We start from the raw sequence: 23905 nt of genomic DNA on the forward strand, positions 1-23905 counted from the left end.
GATAAGGGTACGCTGTGCCGCCGCTTGTGACGGAATCGCAGGGCGGGGTGTGACGGGCTGAAGTTGACCCGCGCCGAGACCCGCAGCGAATGCACAGCCAACAGCTAGGAGCTGAACTCACATTCGCCTCAAGATCTCCCACCTGCCGAACTTGTAGGATTTGGAATACCCACTGTCCACTGACGGACTCTCCAAGTCAGCAACCAGGAGATCACATGCCTCAATTTGGGCACGTAGTAGAACCTGACTTTTGGCGATTTGCAACAGTGCGTTTTTCGAATCAATTAGATAGGTTAACGCAACCAGAAAAGCCAATATGAAAAAAATAAATGTTGTCAGCGATCCCTCTAGGCACAGGCTCAGAATTATTGCAATTATTAGAAATGCCACGAGGCTAATACTGATCACGACACGGAAGCGTCCAAGCATCAACCCATGCCAAAATAATATGTACTTGAACCATGAACCAAGACTAAGCCTGTTCGTCCGTTTTACGACGATCAATTCGTCTCGAAGGCCCAAGTCATTGTGATCATATAATTCCTCGTAACGCTCCTTGAAACGATCATTCAATCTCCTTGTGCTGCGAAGCGCTAGGTTTTCCGCCTTTATCCGATCAAGTTGACCCTTCAAATCACTCAATCTTGCGCTATCCCGACGCACCCCTTCCTGACTAAGTTGGCTCAGTTCGAACCGTACATCGGCCGGGCCGAGCAGGACCTCACGGTCGTGACTTCTGGCAACTAATATCACCAGAATCTCGAACACTATGATGACTCCGCCGGCCGCCAATATGCCAGGATTCAGATCACTCTTGGACCCAACATCCGCGAACTCCAATGCCCAACTCGCAGCTAAGCTCATAGCGTATCCTGCGGTGATACTTATGATGCCGATAAGGACCACGCTGTAGTAGAAAGAGGCGCTTCTCTCCCGTGTCGACCGTGACCGCCCCCGCACGTCCTTTATCGCTTGAGTATCCAATTTCCGGCCGGCGACACTGGCTAAAAGCAGGACTTGCACAAGCACAATCAGCATCAACATGAACCCGATGGCCGGAAAATTGCCTATCATCTATCTCTCCTTACTCAAACGGACCATCAGGCGGGCGATCAAGGTTTTACAAGATAAACCTTCCGCGAAACGGTAACTAAGGGTACCTCGCGACATCCAGTCAAGAACTCGACGTTTGCCGGGGTCATGCTTCAACAGAAGCGGACACGAAGGTTCGCTCCTTCATGGATTGGAACGAATAGAGACTTATCCAGGGGTTAGGACAGTGACTTTCCTGAAATCCTGCACCTGCAACGGACGGGACGCGTATTCCTCCAAAGACGGACTTAGACACGAATTCACCCCCTGGCTGTGTGGTCCCCTCACGTTGATCCTCCCTGGCACAGGGTCCGGCCGATTGCATGGCCCCAATCTGGGCCAACCAAACAAGGGCCAAACTAGCTCGCGGCGGGCACGAAGCCGTGCCAGGCGCCTCAGGCACGGGGGCACCCAACCGCTCCAGGACGGCTCCAGTCATCGCACATGAAGACTGCCGGCTGCAACCACACAACTGTGCGCGGAACTGCAATCAACCGAGCTTGTGGAAATCCGCATCCTTGCTTCGTCTCCCTAGTGAATGCGGCCACAATGGCAGCATTTCTGGCGAAAACGTCGAAGGAGAGCAGGGGGACCGTTATGGTCAAGTCTCTGTTTCTCAGGCATTACCGCAGCGCACCGGAAGCACTCAACAATGTGCCGACGGGCCAATGGACGCCGGAAGAAGTCAATGCGCACATGCAATTAATGCAGGACTCCGCCGACCGACTGCAGGCCAGCGGGCATACATCGACAGGCAGGCGGTTTCAGCTGACGGCACCTTCATACGGTCCGAGGCGAGGGCTGGCCGCCCGTAATCGACAGACCGTTCGCGGGAGCCAAGAACCTCATCGCCGGCTGGATGGTGATCGATATGGACGACTACGATCGCGCCGTCGAACTCGCCCGGGAATTGTCCGCAGTCCCGGCCGCCGGACGGAATCGGCTGCAGGAATGGATTTGGGATTCCATAAGCCTGGCTGGTTGCCGTGGCGTAGCGGAAGGTCCTGAACATGCCACGCGCCGGGCTGGCCGCCCTGGCGGGCGTGGATCCTGCGCTCTCCCGCACACCCCTGCACTGGCCCACCTGCACGAGCCCGAGCACCTGCCCTTACAGGCGGCACGGCTCCATGCTGTGCTCCGAAAGTGGTCCGACTGATCATATGCAGGTTCCCGACACCATGTCGGTATAATATTCCTGCAGCGGACAGGAGATTCCGTGCCCGCAGAGCCGTTGGAAGGATGAACATGTACGTAGTCGTCAACACCCTGGAAGCGGGCCCGGAAACCGCTCAAGCCTTTGAGAAGGCCTTCATCGACAGCATGGTCCATCTTGAAGGCGTCCCCGGCCTGGGCCGCAGCACGCTGATGCGTCCTGAGGGTGAAAGCAACACTTACCTGTCGACGATGGAATTCGATTCCAGGGAAGACTTCTTTGCGTGGCTGAAGTCCGATTCCTTTAAGGCGTCGCACTCCGATAAGCAGGCCCCGGGCATGCAGGCACCCAACGCCGTCGCTTCCTACACCGTTATCAAGGACACCGCAGCCTAGACAGTTGCAGTTTCAACGCCGTCATCCGTCACTGCTGACTCGATAGAATTGATGGCGCCCAACAGTCCCGCCCATTATTGAAAACGAGACGGCAGAATGGCCCACCACCAAGCACCCGAACGCCCCGACCCGACGCCGATCCCGAATCCCGCCCGCACCCTCACGGTATGGGAGGACGGGGTGCAGCTGGATTTCACCTTCGAGGACTGTATGAAGTACCACGGTCCGGGTTTTCCCGGCGGTGTGGCACATGCGTTCGCGGCGCTGGGCCGGGCGTTGCCGGAGCTCGCGGCCCGCAGCAGGAACGGCCGGGTTGAGCGCCGCGATATCCGCGTGCGCACCCCGTTCGCCGGGCCCGGTGCCCGGGATGTTTTCGAACTCGTCACCCGGGCGGTCACCGGAGAACGTTACGCAGTGCTTCCTGAACTGGCGCGGCCTGAGCGGGGCAACACCCTGGCCCGCTACGTCTTCGAGCTGAGCATCCCGGAAGCCGCCGTGACCTGCGTTCTCCGGGATGACGGCATCGTGGCGGATGAGTTCATTGAACTCACCGCCAAGCCCGACAAGACTGCCGCCGAGCTGGCTCACCTGGAGGGTCTTAAACTCCAGATGCGCGACCGCATCCTCAAGCGTGAGCCTGCCCGGGTTTACGACCTGGAGTAACCAAACAAGGAACAGCGCCGACGCTAGACCACCACGAGCTCGGTTCCGTCAGTCTTGTGGCTGGACATTGCAGCGCTCTGAAGCGCCGGATCCTCGTAAGTGTTCCAGTAATACGTCATGGTGCGGGCCGAAAACAGGCCGGTGTAAGTGGTCTTTTCGAAGTCCCCGTCCCCCATCGCGGCGCTTCCTTCCACCATTGCAACCTGCTGGAGGGTATGGAACGCCCGGCTGACGTTCTCCTCCTCAGTAGTCTTCTGCGGATAGTGCGCGTTGACGTAGGCCGCCCGCACAAAGCGCGACGGCGAATAATAGTCACCGGGAATCCCCCGCATCAGCGAACCGGATCCGAACGGAACCAGGTGCGCCTGGTTGAGCACCACCTCCTGCGGAAAGTCCGGTGATGCGTTGAGGTAGTTGCGGAGATTCTCGTGGTGCCAGCCGAAACCGGGCTGGTTTGCCAGGACATCTACGTCGTCATGGAACACCTGCATGCCGTCGCTCGTGTATTCCACCACAATGGCGCGCCTGGCATCGCCAATAATCCAGTGCAGCAGCGAGCTCGGGTACTTGTCATTAATCGGCCTGTCCACGATGGCAACGTTGGCGAGCGCCGCTTCGACTTCATCAACCGTGGTGAACTGGGAGGCCACCCAGAGCGGGAATTCAAACGCGGCAACATTCGTCTTACCCTCCACTGCTTCCGGCGCATACTGCGCATAGCCCGGGAAATTGAGTCCGCCAATGGCCAGGCCGGCATCATTGCCGCAGTCAAAATAGAGCGGAGTGTCCTCCTCCACGATTCCCATGCCGATCACGGCGTGCTGAATGTTCGGCACGGCACCAAACGGTGACTTGGTGGCGTACCCGGTGGGGGTCACCACCACGCGCTCCCCGAAGTCGGTCGTCCAGTCGAGGTTCCGTGCGAAATAAAGGTTGCCGCCGCCGTCCGTGAACCTGATTCCTGTGCACATGTTGATGCTCCCTGTCATGGCAAAACTCAAACGAAGCTCCGCCTGCTCGGTGGTCCTGCTGCAGTTCAGCCTAGGTCCCGCCCCTCCGCCTGCGGCAGGCTTCCCCGCCGAATTCGACGCCGCCCTGCCCATTTATGGACTCAACCCCCGGTTCTACCGCCCGTCGTCAGCCGCCGCCACGGGGATACGCCGCGCCCAGACCAGCACGGGAATGAGCAGCAGAGCCAGGATTCCGCCGGACAGGGCCAGCGCGGCGTAGCTGGTTCCGGCCATGACAACGCCGGACATCATGCCGCCGCCGGCTCCGGCCAGGGCCACCAGCACATCGGTTCTGCCCTGCACCCGGGGACGGATTTTCGGTGCAGTGTGGTCAACCACCAGGGCCGTGCCCGCAATGAGGCCGAAGTTCCAGCCCAGGCCCAGCAGTGCCAGGGCAAGGATCAGCAGTCCCAGCGATTCTCCCGGAGCCAGGGCCGCCGTGACGCCGGCGAGCAGCAGCGTTACGCCCGCGGCGGCAGCCACGGGAAGCCGGCCCACCCGGTCCACCAGCACGCCGGTCACCAGGGACGGCAGATACATCGCCCCGATATGAATGCCGATCACGAGGCCCACGTCCGCCAGCCCGTGATGGTGGAGCCGCATATGAACCGGTGTCATGGTCATGATCGCCACCATGGCAATCTGGGTCAGCACCATCACGGCCGCGCCGGCATAAGCACCCTTCCCGGGCCGCGCCGGAACCGGACCCGCCCCACCTGCGGCGGCAGCGCCGCCGTCGGCCGCTCCCGCGTTCAGCCTGCGGGCGAGCAGGAACGGATCGGGGCGCAGCAGCGCCAGCAGGACGACGCCGGCTGCCAGGTATGCCGCACCGGCCAGCAGGAAAGGACCGGCCAGGGCAGGGATCCCCAGGCCGGCGGCCAGATGTCCCATGGGCGTGACCAGGTTGGGACCGGCCACCGCGCCGAGCGTCGTGGAGACCATGGCAATGCTGATGGCCTGGCCCCGGCGCGCCGGCGGTGCCAGATCGGTGCCCGCATAGCGTGCCTGCAGGTTGGCGGCGGTGCCCGCCCCGTAAACGAAAAGGGAGGCAAACAGCAGCGCAGGGCTGTCTACGACCGCGGCCAGGACCACTCCCAGGGCACCCGCCCCGCCGGCGGCGAACCCGGCCCCAAGGCCCACCCGGCGGCCTGAGCGCTGGGTCACCCGGCCCACGAGGTACGCGGTCAGCGCGGAACCCAGGGTGAACAACCCCGCGGGCAGGCCGGCGAGGCCGTCAGAGCCCAGCATCTCCTGCGCCAGCAGGGCGCCAACGGTGACACCGGCGGCCAACCCCGCCCCGCCGAGGACCTGGCTCAGGATCACCACTGTCAGGGTGCGGCGCTGAACGCGGGCACGGGTCGCCTCATCGAGCGCCGGGGTGACGGCGTCAGGCCGGGACACTGAGGTACCGCAGCAGGAGTGTGTCGCCGCCGCGCAGGACCTGCGCCAGTTCCAGGCGTTGCGGCGGCACTGCCTCCGGCGCCCCGGCGGTGATACGCAGGGCGCTGCCCGCCGCCAGAAGCGGACTGACGGTCAGGCACAGTTCATCCACGAGCCCCGCAGCCTGAAAGGAGCCAAAGAGCTGGGGGCCGCCCTCGCAGAGCACCCGGGCGAACCCGCGTTCCGCGAGGAGGGCAGCGGCCTGCGCCGGCTCCACGGCCTGTTCCCCCGCCACGACGACGTCGGCAACGCGTTCCAGCGCAACCCTCCGCTCTGCAGCAGCTGTGGCTGTGGTCAGGATTAACGGCCGCACCGGTGCCTGCTGGAAGAACGGTCCGTCCGGATCCAGGTCCAGCCGCCCGGAGACGATGGCGACGGCCGGATGGGAGGTCATTCCGCGGGCGATACGCCAGGACTGGCTTTCTGCGTCCAGGAGCTCACCGGCATACCCCTCCGCGCGCACGGTACCCGCTCCCACGAGGATGACGTCGGCGGTTCGCCGGAGGAGTTCGAACACCCGGTGGTCCGCGCCGTCCCCCAGCGCACCGGAGCGTCCGTTCACTGCCGCGGCGCCGTCGGCCGAGGTGACGAAGTTGAACCGGACGTACGGCCGGCCGGGTGCCGCCTCCGGCCTGTCCCATGCATAGGCGGACAGCAGCTCGTCGTCGCTGAGTTCCCCGGCGGAGCCCGCGGCGGTTATCGGCGCCGTCATGCCCGCACGGCCGGCTCGTTGGATTCGCCCATGTTGTGGCGAAGATAGACCGGGGCCCGCCACCCGAGGATGGCTTCAGTCATTCGGATGGCGCTGGATGCGGCGGGGACGTTGTGCATCCGCAGGATTCTGGCGCCGTTCATGATGCTGGCAACGCCTGCGGCGAGGGATCCCTCCACCCGGTCAGGCTTGGCTGCATCCAGGGTTTCGCCCACAAAGTCCTTATTGGACACTGCGGCCAGCACCGGATAGCCCAGTGCCGCAATTTCGGCGAGCCTGCGGGTGATTTCGAGGGAATGGAGCGTGTTTTTGTTGAGGTCGTGGCCTGGATCGATAATGATCTTCTCCGGGGCAACCCCCAGCTCCTGCGCGTATCCGACCCGCCGGCGCAGGAACTCCGCCACATCGGCCACCACGTCCCCGTACTGCGGACGCGGATAGGCGGTGCGGGGAGCTGCCAGACTGTGGGTGATCACCAGATGCACGCCGGCGTCCGCCGCTACCCGGGCGAGGTCAGGGTTGGCGAGCCCGGTGGTGTCATTGATGACGGTGGCGCCGGCGGCGATGGCCGCTTCGGCAACTGAGGGCAGGAACGTGTCCGCGGAAATGATCACGTCGGAGCTGTCCCGGACAGCCTGGATCACGGGGATCACCCGGGCAGCTTCTTCCGCGGCGGCCAGCGCGGGTCCGGGAGCGAAGGGGACCCCGCCAATATCCACCCAGTCGGCGCCGTCGTGCACCGCCTGTACCGCTGCGCCTACTGCCGCGTCCAGCGCAAAGGTGCGTCCGGCGTCGTAAAACGAGTCCGGGGTTCGGTTGATGATGGCCATGAGCGCCACCCGGCGCCGGAAGTCGACGGTGCGTTCCCCTATCTGCCGCACGGGGTGCAGCAGCGGCGGTTCATAGGCGCCTGCCCGCCGGACCGGATCATCACTGACACTGGCGTTGACACTGTTGCCGGCAGCGGATGCCGGGCGAGACAAACTCATGATTGCATCCTACGGCGCAGCGGTGCCGGTGACGGCTAAAGGGCATGAAGGTTGTTGCGGCCGGTGGCCCGCCCCCGGGAGTCCAGGATCTGCCCCAGCTGCTTCACGCTGCGCAGGACAACGGACCGGTCCAGCGTGGAAACACCCGGCAGCTTCACTTCCAGCTGCTGTTCCAAGCGTTGAATTTCCGCCAGGCTCTTCAGCCACACGCCCATGATGAGGTCATACGGCCCGATGGTGTGTGCCACCACGCGGAGCTCCTCGAGCTGGCGCAGCCGCCCTGCAACGCCGTCCAGCTTGGAGGCCGGAACGCGCAGGAAGTACCAGGCACTCACCGGCCATCCCGACCCGGCACGCACCACATCGGTGCGCTGACACAGCCTTCCGGAGGCTGCCATCTGCGCCATGGTGTCACGTATGTGGCGGGGGTTTAGATCCAGGGAGGTCCCGATGGCCGTGGCCGGCGCACGTCCGTCCTGATTGAGGACCGCGATGATCTTCTGTTCCAGGGCCGGGCTGCGTCCAGTTGCCCTGGCACCCCTGACGGCTGCGAGGGCCTGCACCTGCTTCGTTTCCCTGGCGTCCAGGGCCCGGATCCGCCATGAGCTGGCCTCGTGGATGTTGCGCGCAATCGGATGGCTCCGGGCCGACTCTATTCCCTGGATCACCGGCAGCTCCTCCAGCAGGTAAGTCCACAGCGCTGCCTCGCCGGGAGCGGCGATGGTGGCCACCAGGTCACGTCCGCCCGCTGTGAGATCCACACCGATGACTTCCGGCTTTTCTGCCAGTGCGGCGGCAACACGCTGGTTCGCTCCCGGGTGGCAGTTGATCTCCACCAGGGCGGCCGCTTTCCAGCTGCCCGGATCAAAGGTGCTGATCCACGCCGCACCGGAGGCATTCAGATCCTGCCATCGGCGGTTGAGCGTGGCGGGGTCAGCTCCGATGACCGGTGCCAGCTGTGCCCAGGGGGCCCTCGGCGCAATTTGCAGGGCGTTGATAATCCGTAGATCCAGCGGATGCAGAGAATAATCCTGCACTGACATCTCATTTCCTGTCCTGATCATGCATTCTGCGCCCTGTAGGGGACAATATCTGTACTTTGGGGACGACGATATCAGCCAGCCTTCCCCACAGATCGGATGACTATGAAGTCCTCTCCCCCAGCCGGTGCCAAGGCAACGGCAGCCGGCGGCGCCGTCGGCTTCCTGATTGTGATGGAATTCGGCTCCGGTCTGCTGCAGGGCTGGTTTCCGCCTCTGCTGGCACAGATCGGCACCGAGTTTTCCGTTGATGACGCCGCCCTGAACTGGGTCAGCGTGGTTTATCTGCTCATGACCGTGGCGTTTGTGCCGGTCATCGGCAAACTGGGCGATCTCTACGGGCACAAACGCCTGCTGCTGGTTACTGTCACACTGGTGGCCGCCGGGTCGATCATCGTTGCCTTTGCACCCAGTTTCAGTGTCCTGCTGCTGGGCCGCGCACTACAGGCGCCCCTGGGCGCCTTCCTTCCGCTTGAGTTCGCCATTGTCCGCAGCAGGAGCGGGGAAACAGCCGGCCGCAGCATCGCCAAGCTGGTTGGGGCACTTACCGTGGGCGGAGCGATCGGCGCCATGGTCTCCGGCATCCTCCTGGCCGTGGTGGACAACCTGACCATCGTCCTCCTGGTCCCGGCGGTCTTCATGCTTCTCTGCATTCCGGTAGTCGCATGGTTGGTGCCCGAAACCACCACGAGGAGCGCCGGGTCTGTCGACTGGCCGGGCGCGGCCCTGCTCACCGCGGGCCTGCTCACCACTCTCCTGGGCATCGCCAATGCCAGCAACTGGGGCTGGACATCGGCTCTGACCATCGGTTCCATAGCGGTGGGACTGGTACTGCTGGCCATATGGCTGCAGGTGGAACGCCGCGTGAAGTATCCCCTCGTCGATCTCCGGGTGCTGACCACGTCAGGCATCGGGCTGCCCATCCTGGGTGCATCCCTGTTCGGCGCGCAGATGTTCGGTTCGCAGACGGCCGGTTCGCTTTTCATCCTGACCGACCCCGGGACCCGCGGCTTCGGCCTCGGGCTGGATGCGGCCAGTGTTGGCCTCCTGTTCCTCGTTCTGGCGATGTCCAGTTTCGCCGGAGCCACGCTCGGGGATCGGATCGCCGGGCGCATCACGGCCAAATCCACCGTGGTCCTGGGGTCCCTGCTGGGAGTGCTGTCCTATGCGGCCATGATCGCGTTCTCCGCCAGCACAGTTCCCTTCCTGGCCGCAATGCTGGTCGGCGCCTTCGGGAACGGCCTGATCCTCGGCGTCCTGCCGGCCATCGTCGTCAAGAAGGCGCCTGAAGACTCCGTTGCCGTTGCCTCAGCCCTGTACAACACATCACGAACCGCTGCCGGATCGGTGGGGGGAGCCGTGTTTGCCCTGGTCATGTCCGCTTTCCTGGTCACGCTCCAAATCGACGGCGAGAGCACCACCGCTTCGGCAAACACGTCGTATTTGCTGGTGTGGGGCATCTGCGCGGTTCTGTCGCTCACTCTGGCACTCGTGGCATTGAAGTTCCGCAGCGCAGAAGACACCGCCGCACCGGAAAGCGCCGGGATACAAACCATTCCGTCCGCTGCGCCGCAAAGGGAGCACAAAGCATGAGTTCGACGACGACGTCCGTCACCGTGAAGGCCGCTGTCCAGGAAGGGTTGGCCCGGCACCGGCCGCAGGTCCTGGCCCTGTCGGCGCAGCTGCACGCCGATCCTGAGGTTGCTTTCGAGGAACACCGCTCGGCGGCCAGGGTTATCGCAGTGCTTGAAGAGGCAGGATTTGACACCGTCATGGGGTGTTACGGCTTGCCCACTGCAGTTGAAGCGGTGTACGGCTCGGGATCGCTGCGCGTCATTCTTTGTGCCGAATATGATGCGCTGCCCGGGATCGGCCACGCATGCGGTCACAACATCATCGCCTCTTCCACCGTGGGGGCAGCGCTTGCCCTGGCCGAGGCAGCACAGGAACTGGATTTGACCGTGGTTTTGCTGGGCACACCCGCGGAGGAAGAGGGCGGCGGCAAGGTGCTCCTGTTGGAAGCCGGCGCCTTCGCCGACGCCCATCTTGCGTTATCGGCCCATCCTGTACCGGGGGTGGACATAGATTGCAGCGGGACCTCATCGCAGGGCTGCGACCGGTTCTATGTGACCTTCCGGGGCAAGGCGTCGCATGCCGCAGCTGCACCCTCCAGCGGCATCAATGCCCTGAATGCCGCAACCGTGGCCCAAGTGGCCATTGGCCTGCTGCGCCAGCAGTTGCCTGACGGCATCCGCATCAATGCCCTCGTCACCGCCGGCGGCTCGGCCATCAACGTCATTCCGGAACAGGCACAACTGGCACTGGAGGTTCGGGCCCACGATGCAGCCGTTCAGAATGACGTCACGCAAAAAATCCTGCTGGCGTGCGAAGGGGCGGCGCTGGCCACCGGGTGCAGCTGGTCAACCGAGCAGCCTTCCCCGGCTTACCTGCCTCTCCGGCAGCACGAAGGCCTTCTTGAGCTGTGGAACCGGAACCTCAGAGCGACGGGCCGCACTCTGATCAGTCCGCCGGCCGGCAGCGGAGGCGGAGGCGGCTCCACAGATATGGGAAACGTTTCACAGGTCATGCCGGCCATCCACCCGGTCATTGCCGTGCTCGGATCACAGGGAATGCCGCATACCGCCGCCTTTGCCGATGAGACCTCCGGTCCGGAAGCTGACGCGGCCGTCATGGATGCGGCCTTGGCCCTCGCCTGGACCGTTGTGGATGCTGCCGGCTCTCCCGAGCTGCGGGATTCCCTGTGCCGGGCGCGCGATGAACGGCGGCGGTTGGCAGACGAACCAGCGGCCGGGGGCCGCGGGCAGCTCTCCTGTTAGCATGCACTGACGCCGTGAGCTACGTATATGAACCGGGAACGAGTTCAACAACCAGAGGATTGACGATGACAGGCAATGAGCTGAAGGGCCGGGTTGCACTGGTGACGGGCGGCGGTGACGGGCTCGGGCAAGGGATCGCCCGCCGCTTCGCTCAGGCCGGAGCTGCGGTTCTTATTGCGGAGTTCGACGACGCCACAGGGCAGGCCACGGCTGACGGCATCAACAACGACGGCGGCCAGGCAGCCTTTGTCCACTGCGACGTGACGGACAAGTTGCAGATGGATGCTGCAGTTCAAACTGCCGTAGATGACTTCGGTTCCATCGACATCCTCGTCAACAACGCGTACCGCAGCTGGGGCATCCACCGGGTCGAGGACAAAACCGACGAAGAGTATGAAGCGAATTTCGCGATGAACGTGCTCGCACCGAACTGGGCCATGAAGAAGGCATTTCCCGTCATGAAGGCGCAGCAGTGGGGCCGGATCATCAACGTCAGCTCCCTCAACGGCGTCAACGCCCATATGGGCACTGCCGCCTACAATGCCAGCAAAGAAGCCCTGCGTGCCCTCACCCGCACAGCAGCCCGGGAGTGGGCTCCGTACGGCATCACCGCGAACATCATGTGCCCGGCCGTGGCGTCGGCGGCTTATCGGAAATACGCTGAGCTGCACCCCGAGGCGGCTGCCGCCACGGATGCTGCGCTGCCCATGGGGCGTATGGGAGACGCGGAATCAGATCTTGGCGGCGTTGCCGTGTTCCTGGCCAGCGAGGATGCCGGATACCTCACCGGCAATACCCTTTTCGTAGACGGGGGCAGCCACATCAACGGCTCGCCCTGGGATCCCCGGTTCCCGGAAAAGTAAGCCGGGGGAGGGAAGACGTTGGAACCCGCGGATGACGCCGAGAAACGTTTCGCCTACGAAAACCGGACCTGGGCAGAGCTACCTCTGCGGTTGAGGAGGTTTTACCTGTGGCTGGTCCTGGTCTTCATACTGGTGGACCCGCTCGCTCGTGTCCTTCTGCGTGCACTCGGCCTGTCCGAGCCGGTGTCCTCGACTCTGGGGCTGGTTTTATCCCTCCTGATCCTGACGCCTTTTGGATTAGCGGCGCGGCGGGAGGCCCGGGAGCGCAAAGAAGGCGGCCTGGTGCCGCGCGTCCCTGAAGTCACTCATCGCACAGTGACCGGATGGATGGTCGCGGCCATCCTGCTCTGGATACTGTACGGATTCCTGGTCGTGTCTCAGGGGTTTGTTCTTCCGGTGCTCCCGCTCCTTGTATCCTTCTTCGCTGCGCTCCGCTGGACGCAGAGCAGGCCGCAGAGAGGGGCGCCTCCCGGTTAGTGTTTCGGCCCGTCCGGGGAGTGTGAGGTCCCGTTCGGCGGCTGCGACGTCAGAGCATCCCGGATTTCAGTCAGCAGCATCACCTGCGGATCCGCACTCTGCTCCGGGGTGATCCCAAGCCTGCGGTTGCGCCGTTCGATCATCTTGTTCATCGGCAGCACAATCACGAAGTACACGGCAGCCGCGATAAGCAGGAAATTAACGACGGCGGTCAGCAGGACGCCGAACTGAATCTGGTTCCCATTGAAGTCGACAGCCGCGAAACTGTCGAAGTTCGGCGAACCGACAAGCCCGGAGATGAACGGCATAAGCACCGAGTTGACCAGGGCATTCACGACGGTCGTAAAGGCTGCGCCGATGATGACGGCAACCGCCAGGTCCAGGACGTTGCCCTTCATGATGAAGTCTTTGAATCCCTTTAGCATCCCGCAAGACTAACCGCCCCGGGTCCGGCAGCGCAGCCCTCCCCGAAGAATCAGGGCTTCCGCACCAGAATTCGCTCGTCCGAGAGGCCGGCGCACACGGATAAGGATGTTGCTGCGGCTCCCTACCCCGCCAGGCAGAAATACGCCATCCCGAGTACGCCCCGGTAGCCCTCTTCATATGCGGCGCGCTGTTCCTCATACTGCCTGCGTACCTGCCCTGCGGCGGGGTGGTGGGCATCATGTGCTTCAAGCCAACGGGTAAACCTGCCGCGATATCCGGACTCGAAGTCGTCCCACTCCTGAATGCCTGCAAGGTCCTCGTCCACCACCTCGAAACCGGCGGCGCGGATCAGCTCGTGCAGCGCATCTGCTGTCAGATATTCGTCATCACGTCCGGCCAGAGGAGCGGTGGCAGCCGGATGGGGTACTGCTGACCAGACCGCTTCGCCGTAGACGAGCCGGCCCCCGGGGAGCACCAGAGCCCGAAGGGAACGCAGGGCTGCGGCGTAGTCAAGCGGTTGGGCGTCCTCTACCGGCGGCCCCCAGATCTGACTCGCGCCAATGCAGATGAGAGCGTCGGCGGGGCGATACTGCGCTTCTGCCCCCGGCATCAAGTCAAAGGTCACCCTGTTGAGCAGTCCACGAGCCGATGCCTGCTGCCCCGCCCGGTCGATGGATGCGGAAGCACTGTCCACTCCGCGTCCCCGTGCCTGCGGGGCTGACATCAAGACCCGAAGCAGCAGTTCACCCCAGCCGCACCCCATGTCCAGAACCCGAGCCGGCGCCGGGTCGGACAAGAACGCAACAAGATGGGCCGCACGCTCCTCAGAAAGCGGAGTGAGCCAGGTCAGGGACTCATAGAGGGGCGGCAGTTCAACTGCAGTGTCGTCGGCCATTCGGCGATGTCCTCCCTGCATCATGATCAGGGAATGCGGCGATCAGGTCCTGCGTACCCAGTCCGGCGCAGCCGGCAAGGAGCGGCCCGATCCACACCATAGGTTGTTCCTGCCGCAGTGTCTCTGTCACTTTGAAAACCTGCGCCGGCACCTTCGGGAACCCGGCCGGAGGACAGTGCTGTCCTGAAGTTGGCACGGTGGGCCACCCTTCAGGTAGTCCCGGCCAAGCGTCGTCCTATTTGATGCGTCCAACAAGAGTTTGTATGGCCACCGCAGCCGCCCCTCGGGCCCATACCCCAAAATCCGGGTCCCCAACCAGGATTCTCACGGCTGATGCTTCGGGGTCGCGGTCGCTCCGAAGTGCTTCATCGAGGGAGGCCTCCGCGAGCGAGACGAAACCGATACCTTCGCCGGCGAGGATGACCGTGTCGACCATGGTGAGGTTAGCGACGGCAGCGATCATTCTGCCGAGAGCCTGACCTGAGGTTTGGACGACGGAAAGCGCTACCGGATCGCCCGCCCCGGCCAGTGCCATCACATCGTCGTAGGACACCTCACGGCCGAGGCCGTCAGCGACCATCCCGCAGATACTCGGGATGGAGAGCATGGCAGTCGAACAGCCCTTATGCCCCTCCAGACAGACAGGTCCGCTGGCGTCGAGGGGGAAATGGCCGCCCAAACCCAACCCGGTATCACCGGTTACCATCTGGCGCCCCCGCATGACCAGGCCGTAACCGACACCTGCGCCGGTGGTGATCACGGCGAAGTTGTCCAGACCCCGGCCGAGCCCGAACCAGTGCTCGGCTTCGGTCAGCGCAACGACGTCGTTCGCGACCACCACGGCAAGCCCGAGCTTCCTTTCGAGGGCTCCCCCAAGATCAACGTTCCGCCAGCCCAGAAAAGGCGCGCGGGCCACTAAACGGGAACCACGGACCTGCCCGCCGACGGACACGCCAAGAGCCGAGGGTTCCTTGGTGCCAACGCTCAGGGCCAGGCGCGTCATGAGCTCGCTGACGGCCTCGACGACGTGCTCAAGTGAACTGCTCTTGAGGTCAATGACGTCCTCGGCGAGCACCGAGGCGCGCAGATCTGTTGCCACACCGAATGCTTGCCGGCCGGTGAGTTTCACCCCAATGTGCCATTGAGCGTCCACTTGGACATCCAAGGGCCGGACCGGGCGCCCAACCCCACCCGCGCCGGGTTCAGCTGTCTCGATGAGAAATCCATCTTCAAGCAGCGGTTTGCTCAGGCGTGTGAGGCTTGCCGCCGAGAGGCCGAGCTTACGGGCAAGGGTGCCGCGGGTGATAGGCCCGTGAATGAGCACCTCGCGCACGAGTTCATGCCTGGGTGAGGATTCTTCCGGTTCCGGCGCGGAGCCGGCCGCCCGGGGTTGGTCAGGCCAGTGCTCCTCCAGCGTCGACCCGGTCACACTCATACCCCGATTATGCCCTACCGGTGAATATTTCTGTAAAGGAAAGAACAACCTGCGGCGAGAGGCAAGCCCCTCTCACTTTGTCCTAGCTTCCCCAAAATGCTTGACGTGTGATTATTTTCACCGTAGAAATTACTAATGCAAAGAAGCAGGAACACCAGCGCCCCCATGAATCCCTCCCTGTTGTCCGCAGGACCGGCCCTGCACTTGCGCTCGGGCGGAACGAGCGTAGTGCTGGATACAACAACTTCCGGCCTGCCGACGATCGTGTGGTGGGGTGCCGACCTCGGCGACGTCGGGGATGACGTCCTGAACGGACTCCTCGCTTCGGCACGCCCGCAGCGCGTGTCCGGCGGCATCGACGAACCGGCACGCCTCACGCTGCTCCCCCAGGAATCCACCGGATGGCAGGGCACCCCTGCCATCTTGGGCAGCCGGTCCGGGCGGGGCGCGTTCTCAGCTTTCAGCACCACAGCGATCAGCGCAGGAAGCACTGACAGCGGCGCCAACAGCGCCGTCGTGGTATCCGCTGTTGATGTTGACGCTCATCTCGAGCTCACCATCGAACTGGCCCTCGACTCGCAGGGACTCCTCCAGCAGGTACTCACCCTGACCAACACCCATCCCGGTGCGGCTGACGATGCCAGTGACGCAGTCTTTGATCTGGTGGAACTTGCCGCCGTGTTCCCTGTACCCGCGGCTGCCGCCGAGATCCTCGATACGACGGGACGGCACCTGCGCGAGAGGACCCCCCAGCGGCACGCTTTGACAACAGGCCGGTACGACAGGGAAAGCCGCCGGGGTCGTCCGGGTGCTGACGCAACACTTCTTCTCGCGGCAGGCACCCGGGGCTTCGGTTTCGAACGCGGAATGGTACATGCGGTGCACCTGGCCTGGAGCGGAAACCACCGATTGAGCGTGGAACGCACCGTTACCGGCCTGACCCAACTGCGCGCCGCCGAGCTCCTGACCCCCGGTGAAGTTCGCCTGGCTCCGGGTGAGAGCTACGCGACGCCTCCTGCAGTGGCCAGCTGGGGCGACGGACTAACCGAGCTTTCCGGCCGTTTCCACGGTGCGCTTCGGGCCCGCCCGCACCACCCGTCGACGCCCCGTCCGGTGACGTTGAATACCTGGGAAGCCGTCTATTTTGACCACGACCTCACCCGCCTGTCCGCCCTGGCTGACGCCGGTGCCCGGGTTGGCGTCGAGCGGTTCGTGCTCGACGACGGCTGGTTCCGCGGCCGCAGGGACGACACAGCCGGATTGGGAGACTGGCAGGTCGATAAGACCGTGTGGCCCCACGGACTGTCCCCGCTGATCGATCATGTCTCCGACCTCGGCATGCAATTCGGCCTCTGGGTCGAACCCGAAATGGTGAACCCTGACAGCGATCTTGCCCGGGAACACCCGGATTGGATACTGGGGGCGGGACCGCACCTGCCTGTCTCGGCGCGCCAACAGCAGGTGCTGGACCTGTCCAACCCTTCTGCCTGGCAGCACATCCTCGAGCAGCTCGACGCGATACTCACCGAGTACGACATCGCCTACCTCAAGTGGGACCACAACCGGGACCTGCTCGAAGCGTTCAGCCCTGCCACCGGACGCCCGGCAGTGCACGAGAACGTCGCTGCGCTCTATCGCCTCCTGGATGAGCTCAAAGCCCGGCATCCAGGCGTCGAGATCGAGAGCTGCGCTTCGGGCGGCGCCCGGGTGGATTTGGGCATCCTGGAACATACCGACCGGATTTGGACAAGCGACTGCATCGACCCGCTTGAACGCCTGACAATCCAGAAATACACCAATCTTCTGGTGCCGTACGAGCTGATGGGGGCACACATCAGCGGGCCCCAGTCCCACTCGACCGGTCGCCGGCACGATCTCGCCCTGCGGGCAGGAGTCGCCCTGCCCGGCCATTTCGGTATCGAATGGGACCTTACCGTACTCAACCCGGAGGAACTCGACGAAGTAGCCGCGTGGGTAGAGACGCACAAGAATCACCGGGACCTTCTGCACACGGGCCGGGCGGTCTTCGCCGATCTGGCTGATGACACCGCCGACGTCCGCGGTGTGATCGCCGCTGACGGGTCCTCAGCCCTTTTTACCTACACGCAGGTGGCCGCAAGCGCCAGTTACCCGGCCGCTCCCGTGACCTTCCCCGGGCTGGATGAGAACCGGCGCTACCGAGTCCGGCTCACCGCACCCACCGCTGAGCTGGCCGGCCCCGGACAGTCACCGTTGGCCTGGACCCTCCAGCCCATCATCCTGACCGGCCGCATGCTCCGCTCTCAAGGCCTGCAGTCACCCGTCCTGTTTCCCGAGCAGCTGCTGCTCATCGAGTTCACCGCCGTCGACTAACACTTCGAATGAACCGTCCACTGCACCAGCGCAAGGAGGCGCCCTTCATGATTCCCCTCCCCAAATCCCTCACCCGTCGCACGGGTGCAGCACGGCGGCTGCGGCCCGTTCACCGGGCGGCGTCCCGGTTTGCCGCCGGATCGGCCGGCCTTGTCCTCGCAGGGGCGGCGTTGACAGGATGCGGCACCAGCAGCTCGGACGGCGTTGTCACCCTCGACTTCTTTCAGTTCAAACCCGAAGCTGTGGCTGACTTTGCCGGGATCATCGAAGACTTCGAAGCCGAAAACCCGGATATCAGGGTCATCCAGAACGCGGTACCCGATCCTGACACGGCGATCCGGACGCTGTTGGTCAAAGACAAGGTTCCCGATGTCCTGACTCTGAATGCCAGCGGAAACTTCGGCGAGCTCGCCCGGGCCTGTGTCTTCGCCGACCTCTCTGACGAACCCGCTGCGGGGACCGTCAATCCCGCGGTCCAGGACATCGTCCAGGCGCTGGGCACCTGTGAACAGGACGGTGACGGCGAAATCAACGCCTTGCCGTTCGCCAGCAACGCCTCAGGCATCATTTACAACCCCGAAATCTTCGCCGCCAACGGCGTCGGAGTACCTGCCACCTGGGATGAGCTCATCACCGCCGCCGAGACTTTCACCTCGAACGGGGTCACCCCCTTCTACTGCACCATGAAGGACGCCTGGACCGCCGGACCTGCATTCGTGAACCTGGGCGGCACGCTGATGCCGGACGGGTTTTTCAGCGACTTGAGAGAGCAGGGCTCGGATATCGACGGAAATACAGTGTCCTTCACCAAGGACTTCCGCAACGCCATGGAGAAGCAGGTTCAGCTCTACTCCTACTGCCAGGATGACTTTGCGAGCCGCGACTACAACGCCGGCAACGCGGCTTTCGCCAACGGTGAATCGGCCATGTATCTGCAGGGCTCGTACGCGATTCCCGCCGTCCGGGCTACGAACCCCGATGCGGCGATCGGTACTTTCCCCTACCCGGTGACCGACGACGCCGGTGCGCGCCTCGTCGTCTCCGGCGTCGATGTCGGCATTTCCATGGGCCGCACCACGGAGCATCCGGACGAGGCCAGGCGCTTCATCGACTATCTGATGTCTCCCGACGTGGTCCAGGCCTACTCGGTGTCACAGAGCACTTTTTCGCCCCTGAACGATGCTGAACCGAATCAGGACCCTGCTCTCGCCGGCCTTGAGCCCTATTTCAGCCAAGGCAGCATTATCGGCTTCATCGACCATCAGATCCCGGCATCGATTCCACTCGTGAACATGCTGCAGACCCTGGTCCTGACCGGGGACGTGCCGGCCTTCCTGGCGGACCTTGACGGCGAATGGGACAAGGTCGCGGCGCGCACCGCCACCCAGAGAGAAGGTAAGTGATGACTGCCACCGCACCCCCGCCGGCCCCTGCAACCAAGACCCGAACCCGCGGCTCCGCGGCAGCAGCGCCGTCGCCGCGTCGAAACAAAGAAGGCCGGACCCCCGGGGCCTTCTACTGGATGGTCGTCCCCGCCGTCGTCATCTTCTTTGGCCTACATACGATACCCGTCATCACGGGCATGTTCTTCAGCCTCACCAACTACGCCGGCTACGGCACGTGGAATTTCGTTGGACTCTCGAACTACTTCAACCTGTTCCGCGACGACCGGGTGATTGCCTCTTATCTGTTCACGTTCGGGTTTGCGGTCGTGTCCACGATTGCCGTCAACGTGATTTCCCTGGCCATCGCCCTCGGGCTCAACGCGCGTATCAAGTTCCGCACAGCCTTCCGCGGGATCTTCTTCATTCCTTACGTCCTGGCAATCCTCATCATCGGCTACGTCTTCAACTACCTGTTTGCGAACTCCTTCCCTGCAATCCTGCAGGCCGTCGGCTTTGACGGCGCGAACATCCTCGCCGATCCGCAGTGGGCCTGGGTCGGCATCGTCATCACGACGGTCTGGCAGGCATGCGCTTTCAACGTCATCCTCTATCTCGCAGGACTTCAGACCATTCCCGGCGAGCTGTACGAAGCCGCCGGGATCGACGGTGCCTCGTCGTGGCGGCAGTTCCGGTCCATCACCTTCCCGCTGATCGGCGCCTATTTCACGATCAACATGGTGCTGTCCTTCAAGTCGTTTCTGCAGGTCTTTGACCAGATCGTCGCGCTGACGGCCGGCGGTCCCGGCACCTCCACGGAATCCATCGCGCTGGTGATCTTCCGCGGCGGATTCCAGGGCGGCGAGTACGGCTACCAGATGGCCAACGCAGTCATGTACCTCGCCGTGATCATCGTCGTGTCGTTCATCCAATTGCGGTTCCTTCAGCGAAGAGAGGCTTCCTTCTGATGAGCTCCACCCTCCAGGGCGCCGAAGCCCTCCAAACCACCGCCGCTCCCGAGCCTAAACGCCGCCGCCGTCTCGACGGCGGCAACGGAGGCACCAACTGGTGGCTCACCGCCCTCATTGCGGTGTGCTCCCTGACCGTGCTGCTGCCCCTCTACTTCACAATCGTGACCGCGCTGAAGGGACCGGATCAGCTCGGCGGCACCGGTTTCGAACTCCCGGCCGAGATCCGATGGCAGAACTTCGCCGATGCTTACCAGCTGACCAACTTCCCGCGGGCTCTCCTGAACACGGCACTGATTACCGTTGGCGCCGTCGTCCTGACCCTGTTCACCAACTCGCTGGTCGCCTACGCCATCGCCAGGAACATGCACAGGAAGTTCTTCCGCGCACTGTACTTTTACTTCCTCGCCGCCATCTTTGTCCCGTTCCCCATCATCATGCTGCCGGTCGTAAAGGAAACCGCGCTGCTGGGCCTCGACACCCCCGTCGGGCTGGTCCTGCTGTACACGGTGTACGGACTGTCGTTCAACATCTTCATCTTCACCGCCTACATCAAGTCGATTCCCATCGAGCTCGAGGAAGCAGCCCGCATGGATGGTGCAAGCACCTGGGGTGTCTTCTGGAAAATCGTCTTTCCGCTGCTCGCGCCCATGAACGCCACCGTTGGCATCCTCACCTGCGTCTGGGCGTGGAACGACTTCCTCCTGCCCCTGGTGATCCTTTCCGACCCCTCGGCGCGAACACTGCCCCTGGCCCAGTTCATCTTCCAGGGCCAGTTCAACACCAACTACACCGTTGCCTTCGCGTCCTACCTGATGGCCCTCGCACCGCTGCTGGTCGTATATCTCATTGCCCAGAAGTGGGTTGTCAGCGGAGTTATGCGGGGGTCAACCAAGTAAGAAGTTCCCCGCCGCCCGGCATTGGAACGGCCGGAACCCTAAGCCTGCAGAACGAGCACGATGCTGGCGGACATCCGAGTGGCGGGTTGGCCCAGGAAGGTGCTCAGCCGCGCGCCCTCATATCTATAGCAGCGGGGCTGCTCCGCTGATCAGGTATCCCTTGTCCCTCAGTGCTCGCAGAGACTGATCCAAATACTTACCGCGCAGGAGTAAAAGGTCACTGTCAAAAGTCGATAAAACGAAGACTGGCAAGCCCTGCTGGGCGACTGCCGCTGTGAGACCGGCAACAACTCCGGCAAGGTCGAACGGAATCGGCCCGTCAACGTAGAGGCAGCGCCATCCAGGATCCACATCATCTGCGGCAAGACAGGAATTTTCCTCCGCCACAACGGAAAGTTCCCTTTGGGTGCGCGTAATCGACCAAACGCCAGATGGTTGACCGATTTCCGACAAAGGAGTAACCGGATCAAAACGGTAAATACTCAAATGGTCCGGAAGAAGAGTGAGACTCACTGCCGGTGGTATTGCATTCATAGTCATGTCTACACCGATTCGGTGTCGCGGAAGACGCTCACGACGGCGTCACGCTAATCGCCAAGCCAATATGCCAGAACTCCGACAATCGTCACAACTCTGCAGACACATAGTTATTACCAGGGGTACTCAGCCACGGCAAGCAATCTGACCCTAGGGCACCACTGTCAAGTCGGATGGTTCCATGCCGCGTGCCGGCACCCGATGGGTCATCGAGAGAGGAGACCAACCACCCAAAACATGAGTGCGACTGCTCCGGAGACTGCAACAGCAATACCAAGACGGCGAGAAGGCAGCTTTGGAGATTGGGACTGCCCCGACTTTTGTTGACTCGGGGTCTTAGGCCGCCAGGAGTGCGGTTCGGTTGATTGTCTCGTATTCGATGGGCGTGGGTTTTCCCAGCCGCCTTTGCCGTCGCCGGCGGTGGTAAGTCCTTTCGATCCAGGTTGTGATGGCCAGCCGGAGTTCCTGCCGGGTGGCCCGCCGCTGACGATCCAAGACGTTCCTTTGCAGCAGCGAGAAGAACGATTCCATCGCGGATTTGTCCGTACGCGCACCCAGGTCAAGGAGTCAACCAAACCGGGGCAGTCCCCCAGGCGGTGAAATTGTGGTGGCACACTACGAGAGTGATCAGCACCTTGAACCTGCCAGTTGTCCTGAATGCCGAGGGCCGGGATTTCGCCCTGCGCAGAGCTTCCGAAAATGACCTCCAACCACTCATGCTTTTACTCGCGGATGATCCAATTAGCGCTGGCAGAGGCGACCAGGCAATTGTTGCCGATACCCCCGCCTACCGTTCTGCGCTGGCGGCGGTCCTCGAAGATCCATCCAACGAAATCATCGTTGTCGTGGACGATGGTGGCCGCGTCCTGGCCACCATGCAGCTGACCCGCATTCCCGGCATGGCGAGACGCGGTGCAACACGGCTTCTTGTGGAGGCAGTTCGAGTGCGGAGTGACAGCCGATCACTAGGGGTGGGAACCGCGATGATGCGCTGGGTTACCGGGCCGGCAGCAGCCATGGTCGGAGCTGACCTCATACAGCTCACCTCTGATGAGGCACGGACCGATGCGCACAGATTCTATGAACGCCTGGGATTTGTTGGATCGCACCGCGGGTTCAAGTACAAGGTGGGTTGAGGCTGCGTCCGAACGGGTGCGGCGCGCGACTAAGGAACACTCGATTATCGGGTCCCGCAACCGCCTAAGCCCGGTGAACTCTGACCACCGCACAGACACCGGTCTACGATGCTCAGTGAAGGCCGATGAAAGGTGTGGAATAAATGACCGATAGCAGCCCGTACACGATTGTTGTTGGCGTTGACGGCTCTCCAGACTCAAAACTTGCCCTGCACTGGGCTGCGGATGAGGCCCGCCTGCGCAACGGCCAACTCCGTCTGGTCACAGCCTGGAACAAACCGCCGCTCGAATGGTATCCGGAAGTCTTGGAGACAGCGGTGGGTGGACTGGCCGTTGCACCTGCCCCCAAGGAAGACGCCGGCAAACTGAATGCGGAGGCGCTGAAATTCGCGGCCGACAATGGTGCGGCCGCCACGGGTCAGGTTGTCCACAATCATTCACCTGCCGCGGCAATCGTCGACGCCGCCAAGGAAGCCGATCTGATTGTCGTTGGAGCACGCGGCTACGGAGGATTCGAAGGCCTGCATCTCGGCGCGGTCTCACATCAGGTCGTCAATCATGCGCGATGCCCCGTGCTGATCTTCCGTCCAAAATCCGCTAAAGATTCCAGGCACAACGGGTAGGCCCCCTGCGCGCTGTGCCCGGACCCCCAGATCCTTAGACCCCGGCGCCTCGCAGGGCTGCCACGGTGTTGACCGCGGCAGCCACTGCCTCGTAACCCTTGTCTTCGGAGGAGCCGGGCAGACCGGCCCGGTCCAGGCCCTGCTGTTCCGTATCGCAGGTCAGCACGCCGAATCCGATTGGCGTTCCGGTGCGGATACTGACGTCGGTCAGGCCTGTTGTAGCCGCGGAGCAGACGTAATCGAAGTGCGGTGTTCCGCCGCGGATGACGACGCCGAGGGCCACCACAGCGTCAAAGTGCGGTGCCAGCCGGGCCGCTGCAACGGGCAGTTCAAAACTTCCCGGCACCCGAATCAGCTTTGGCAGCAGACCCGCATCCTCCACGGCACGCAGGGCGCCGTTAATCAGGCCGTCCATAATCTCGGTGTGCCAGCTGGCGGCCACGATGGCCACCCGGATATCCAAACCCTTCGCCTTGATGCTGCTGACGTCATTGTCCGGTGCGCCGTGTCCGCTCATCGTTTCTCTCCTGGTCGTGGAATGTTGTGGTGAATGCTGAAGGTGCAGGTCTTGCCTTGGTCCG

At 63.0% G+C, this 23905-nt stretch carries 23 protein-coding genes and 1 pseudogene; 12 read left to right on the top strand and 12 right to left on the bottom strand.

Annotation, left to right across the window (positions count from 1 at the left end):
* Nucleotides 1-117: 117 nt before the first annotated feature.
* Nucleotides 118-1074 (bottom strand): hypothetical protein, encoded by a 957-nt coding sequence (locus QMA10_RS08620; RefSeq protein WP_290167536.1) that lies wholly within the window; start codon nt 1072-1074, stop codon nt 118-120.
* 1263 nt (nt 1075-2337) lie between these two features.
* Between QMA10_RS08620 and QMA10_RS08625 the strand changes: the two genes are divergently transcribed.
* Both QMA10_RS08625 and QMA10_RS08630 read left to right on the top strand, forming a co-directional pair.
* Nucleotides 2338-2640, top strand: a complete 303-nt coding sequence (locus QMA10_RS08625) for an antibiotic biosynthesis monooxygenase family protein (RefSeq protein ID WP_290167538.1) — start codon at nt 2338-2340, stop codon at nt 2638-2640.
* Between the two features lie 96 nt (nt 2641-2736).
* A complete protein-coding gene (locus QMA10_RS08630) occupies nt 2737-3303 on the top strand; it encodes a hypothetical protein (RefSeq protein WP_290167540.1) in 567 nt (188 codons plus the stop codon).
* Between the two features lie 23 nt (nt 3304-3326).
* Here the strand turns inward: QMA10_RS08630 and bsh are convergent, their stop codons facing one another.
* The 5 genes from bsh to QMA10_RS08655 form a co-directional block, all read right to left on the bottom strand.
* A complete protein-coding gene (gene bsh / locus QMA10_RS08635; RefSeq protein WP_290167542.1) occupies nt 3327-4274 on the bottom strand; it encodes a choloylglycine hydrolase in 948 nt (315 codons plus the stop codon).
* A 153-nt stretch (nt 4275-4427) separates the two neighbouring features.
* Nucleotides 4428-5714: an MFS transporter gene (locus tag QMA10_RS08640; protein ID WP_290167543.1), complete on the bottom strand. Its 1287-nt coding sequence runs from the start codon at nt 5712-5714 to the stop codon at nt 4428-4430.
* Nucleotides 5701-6465: a pyrimidine reductase family protein gene (locus tag QMA10_RS08645; protein WP_290167545.1), complete on the bottom strand. Its 765-nt coding sequence runs from the start codon at nt 6463-6465 to the stop codon at nt 5701-5703. The genes QMA10_RS08640 and QMA10_RS08645 overlap by 14 nt, the downstream gene beginning before the upstream one ends.
* Complete coding sequence (gene folP, locus QMA10_RS08650; protein WP_290167547.1) at nt 6462-7454, bottom strand: dihydropteroate synthase; 993 nt, start codon at nt 7452-7454, stop codon at nt 6462-6464. Before folP ends, QMA10_RS08645 begins: the two co-directional genes overlap by 4 nt.
* Nucleotides 7455-7489: 35 nt before the next feature.
* Complete coding sequence (locus tag QMA10_RS08655; protein ID WP_290167550.1) at nt 7490-8497, bottom strand: Lrp/AsnC family transcriptional regulator; 1008 nt, start codon at nt 8495-8497, stop codon at nt 7490-7492.
* Between the two features lie 96 nt (nt 8498-8593).
* Here QMA10_RS08655 and QMA10_RS08660 point away from each other — a divergent pair, with 96 nt between their 5' ends.
* The 4 genes from QMA10_RS08660 (at nt 8594) to QMA10_RS08675 (ending at nt 12671) form a co-directional block, all read left to right on the top strand.
* Nucleotides 8594-10087 (top strand): MFS transporter, encoded by a 1494-nt coding sequence (locus QMA10_RS08660; RefSeq protein ID WP_290167551.1) that lies wholly within the window; start codon nt 8594-8596, stop codon nt 10085-10087.
* Nucleotides 10084-11331, top strand: coding sequence for an amidohydrolase (locus QMA10_RS08665; protein ID WP_290167552.1), 1248 nt, complete (start codon nt 10084-10086; stop codon nt 11329-11331). Before QMA10_RS08660 ends, QMA10_RS08665 begins: the two co-directional genes overlap by 4 nt.
* Nucleotides 11332-11396: 65 nt before the next feature.
* Nucleotides 11397-12194 (top strand): SDR family NAD(P)-dependent oxidoreductase, encoded by a 798-nt coding sequence (locus tag QMA10_RS08670; RefSeq protein ID WP_290167554.1) that lies wholly within the window; start codon nt 11397-11399, stop codon nt 12192-12194.
* An 18-nt stretch (nt 12195-12212) separates the two neighbouring features.
* Nucleotides 12213-12671, top strand: a complete 459-nt coding sequence (locus QMA10_RS08675) for a hypothetical protein (protein ID WP_290167556.1) — start codon at nt 12213-12215, stop codon at nt 12669-12671.
* On the opposite strand, the gene mscL is transcribed toward QMA10_RS08675, so the two are convergent.
* The 3 genes from mscL to QMA10_RS08690 form a co-directional block, all read right to left on the bottom strand.
* Entirely contained in the window at nt 12668-13096 is a 429-nt protein-coding gene (gene mscL / locus QMA10_RS08680; protein ID WP_290167558.1) for a large conductance mechanosensitive channel protein MscL, read from the bottom strand. The two genes, QMA10_RS08675 and mscL, sit on opposite strands and share 4 nt — an antisense overlap.
* A 122-nt stretch (nt 13097-13218) precedes the next feature.
* A complete protein-coding gene (locus tag QMA10_RS08685; RefSeq protein ID WP_290167559.1) occupies nt 13219-13992 on the bottom strand; it encodes a class I SAM-dependent methyltransferase in 774 nt (257 codons plus the stop codon).
* 235 nt (nt 13993-14227) lie between these two features.
* Nucleotides 14228-15427 (bottom strand): ROK family transcriptional regulator, encoded by a 1200-nt coding sequence (locus tag QMA10_RS08690; RefSeq protein ID WP_290167561.1) that lies wholly within the window; start codon nt 15425-15427, stop codon nt 14228-14230.
* A 135-nt stretch (nt 15428-15562) separates the two neighbouring features.
* Between QMA10_RS08690 and QMA10_RS08695 the strand changes: the two genes are divergently transcribed.
* The 4 genes from QMA10_RS08695 to QMA10_RS08710 are packed head-to-tail and all read left to right on the top strand — an operon-like array spanning nt 15563 to nt 21028.
* The gene (locus tag QMA10_RS08695; protein WP_356834324.1) at nt 15563-17779 is read left to right on the top strand and encodes an alpha-galactosidase; all 2217 of its coding nucleotides are present in this window, start codon (nt 15563-15565) and stop codon (nt 17777-17779) included.
* Nucleotides 17780-17826: 47 nt separating this feature from the next.
* Nucleotides 17827-19182 carry an extracellular solute-binding protein gene (locus QMA10_RS08700; RefSeq protein WP_290167563.1) on the top strand — a complete coding sequence of 452 codons (1356 nt, stop codon included), beginning with the start codon at nt 17827-17829 and terminating at the stop codon, nt 19180-19182.
* The gene (locus tag QMA10_RS08705; protein WP_290167565.1) at nt 19182-20129 is read left to right on the top strand and encodes a sugar ABC transporter permease; all 948 of its coding nucleotides are present in this window, start codon (nt 19182-19184) and stop codon (nt 20127-20129) included. Before QMA10_RS08700 ends, QMA10_RS08705 begins: the two co-directional genes overlap by 1 nt.
* A complete protein-coding gene (locus tag QMA10_RS08710; protein WP_290167567.1) occupies nt 20129-21028 on the top strand; it encodes a carbohydrate ABC transporter permease in 900 nt (299 codons plus the stop codon). Before QMA10_RS08705 ends, QMA10_RS08710 begins: the two co-directional genes overlap by 1 nt.
* Nucleotides 21029-21151: 123 nt before the next feature.
* Here the strand turns inward: QMA10_RS08710 and QMA10_RS08715 are convergent, their stop codons facing one another.
* Nucleotides 21152-21568 carry an ACT domain-containing protein gene (locus QMA10_RS08715; protein WP_290167569.1) on the bottom strand — a complete coding sequence of 139 codons (417 nt, stop codon included), beginning with the start codon at nt 21566-21568 and terminating at the stop codon, nt 21152-21154.
* Nucleotides 21569-21901: 333 nt separating this feature from the next.
* Nucleotides 21902-22123, bottom strand: a pseudogene (locus QMA10_RS08720) (IS3 family transposase); the annotation flags it as partial.
* A 65-nt stretch (nt 22124-22188) separates the two neighbouring features.
* Here QMA10_RS08720 and QMA10_RS08725 point away from each other — a divergent pair.
* Both QMA10_RS08725 and QMA10_RS08730 read left to right on the top strand, forming a co-directional pair.
* Nucleotides 22189-22701, top strand: a complete 513-nt coding sequence (locus tag QMA10_RS08725) for a GNAT family N-acetyltransferase (protein ID WP_290167570.1) — start codon at nt 22189-22191, stop codon at nt 22699-22701.
* Between the two features lie 143 nt (nt 22702-22844).
* Nucleotides 22845-23324, top strand: a complete 480-nt coding sequence (locus QMA10_RS08730; RefSeq protein ID WP_290167572.1) for a universal stress protein — start codon at nt 22845-22847, stop codon at nt 23322-23324.
* Nucleotides 23325-23358: 34 nt separating this feature from the next.
* Here QMA10_RS08730 and ribH read toward each other — a convergent pair whose 3' ends face one another.
* Nucleotides 23359-23841: a 6,7-dimethyl-8-ribityllumazine synthase gene (gene ribH, locus QMA10_RS08735; protein WP_290167573.1), complete on the bottom strand. Its 483-nt coding sequence runs from the start codon at nt 23839-23841 to the stop codon at nt 23359-23361.
* Between the last annotated feature and the right edge of the window lie 64 nt (nt 23842-23905).

This window comes from Arthrobacter sp. APC 3897, from assembly GCF_030407495.1.
Taxonomy (GTDB): Bacteria; Actinomycetota; Actinomycetes; order Actinomycetales; family Micrococcaceae; genus Arthrobacter_B.

Bases quoted from the DNA above. Each gene is read 5' to 3' on its own strand.
- QMA10_RS08625 (WP_290167538.1), top strand. From the start codon at position 2,338: ATGTACGTAGTCGTCAACACCCTGGAAGCGGGCCCGGAAACCGCTCAA.
- ribH (WP_290167573.1), bottom strand. From the start codon at position 23,841: ATGAGCGGACACGGCGCACCGGACAATGACGTCAGCAGCATCAAGGCG.
- QMA10_RS08655 (WP_290167550.1), bottom strand. From the start codon at position 8,497: ATGTCAGTGCAGGATTATTCTCTGCATCCGCTGGATCTACGGATTATC.
- QMA10_RS08645 (WP_290167545.1), bottom strand. From the start codon at position 6,465: ATGACGGCGCCGATAACCGCCGCGGGCTCCGCCGGGGAACTCAGCGAC.
- bsh (WP_290167542.1), bottom strand. From the start codon at position 4,274: ATGTGCACAGGAATCAGGTTCACGGACGGCGGCGGCAACCTTTATTTC.
- folP (WP_290167547.1), bottom strand. From the start codon at position 7,454: ATGAGTTTGTCTCGCCCGGCATCCGCTGCCGGCAACAGTGTCAACGCC.
- QMA10_RS08660 (WP_290167551.1), top strand. From the start codon at position 8,594: ATGACTATGAAGTCCTCTCCCCCAGCCGGTGCCAAGGCAACGGCAGCC.
- QMA10_RS08685 (WP_290167559.1), bottom strand. From the start codon at position 13,992: ATGGCCGACGACACTGCAGTTGAACTGCCGCCCCTCTATGAGTCCCTG.
- QMA10_RS08665 (WP_290167552.1), top strand. From the start codon at position 10,084: ATGAGTTCGACGACGACGTCCGTCACCGTGAAGGCCGCTGTCCAGGAA.
- QMA10_RS08620 (WP_290167536.1), bottom strand. From the start codon at position 1,074: ATGATAGGCAATTTTCCGGCCATCGGGTTCATGTTGATGCTGATTGTG.
- QMA10_RS08715 (WP_290167569.1), bottom strand. From the start codon at position 21,568: ATGACTATGAATGCAATACCACCGGCAGTGAGTCTCACTCTTCTTCCG.
- QMA10_RS08695 (WP_356834324.1), top strand. From the start codon at position 15,563: ATGCAAAGAAGCAGGAACACCAGCGCCCCCATGAATCCCTCCCTGTTG.
- QMA10_RS08690 (WP_290167561.1), bottom strand. From the start codon at position 15,427: ATGAGTGTGACCGGGTCGACGCTGGAGGAGCACTGGCCTGACCAACCC.
- QMA10_RS08705 (WP_290167565.1), top strand. From the start codon at position 19,182: ATGACTGCCACCGCACCCCCGCCGGCCCCTGCAACCAAGACCCGAACC.
- QMA10_RS08630 (WP_290167540.1), top strand. From the start codon at position 2,737: ATGGCCCACCACCAAGCACCCGAACGCCCCGACCCGACGCCGATCCCG.
- QMA10_RS08700 (WP_290167563.1), top strand. From the start codon at position 17,827: ATGATTCCCCTCCCCAAATCCCTCACCCGTCGCACGGGTGCAGCACGG.
- QMA10_RS08710 (WP_290167567.1), top strand. From the start codon at position 20,129: ATGAGCTCCACCCTCCAGGGCGCCGAAGCCCTCCAAACCACCGCCGCT.
- mscL (WP_290167558.1), bottom strand. From the start codon at position 13,096: ATGCTAAAGGGATTCAAAGACTTCATCATGAAGGGCAACGTCCTGGAC.
- QMA10_RS08730 (WP_290167572.1), top strand. From the start codon at position 22,845: ATGACCGATAGCAGCCCGTACACGATTGTTGTTGGCGTTGACGGCTCT.
- QMA10_RS08670 (WP_290167554.1), top strand. From the start codon at position 11,397: ATGACAGGCAATGAGCTGAAGGGCCGGGTTGCACTGGTGACGGGCGGC.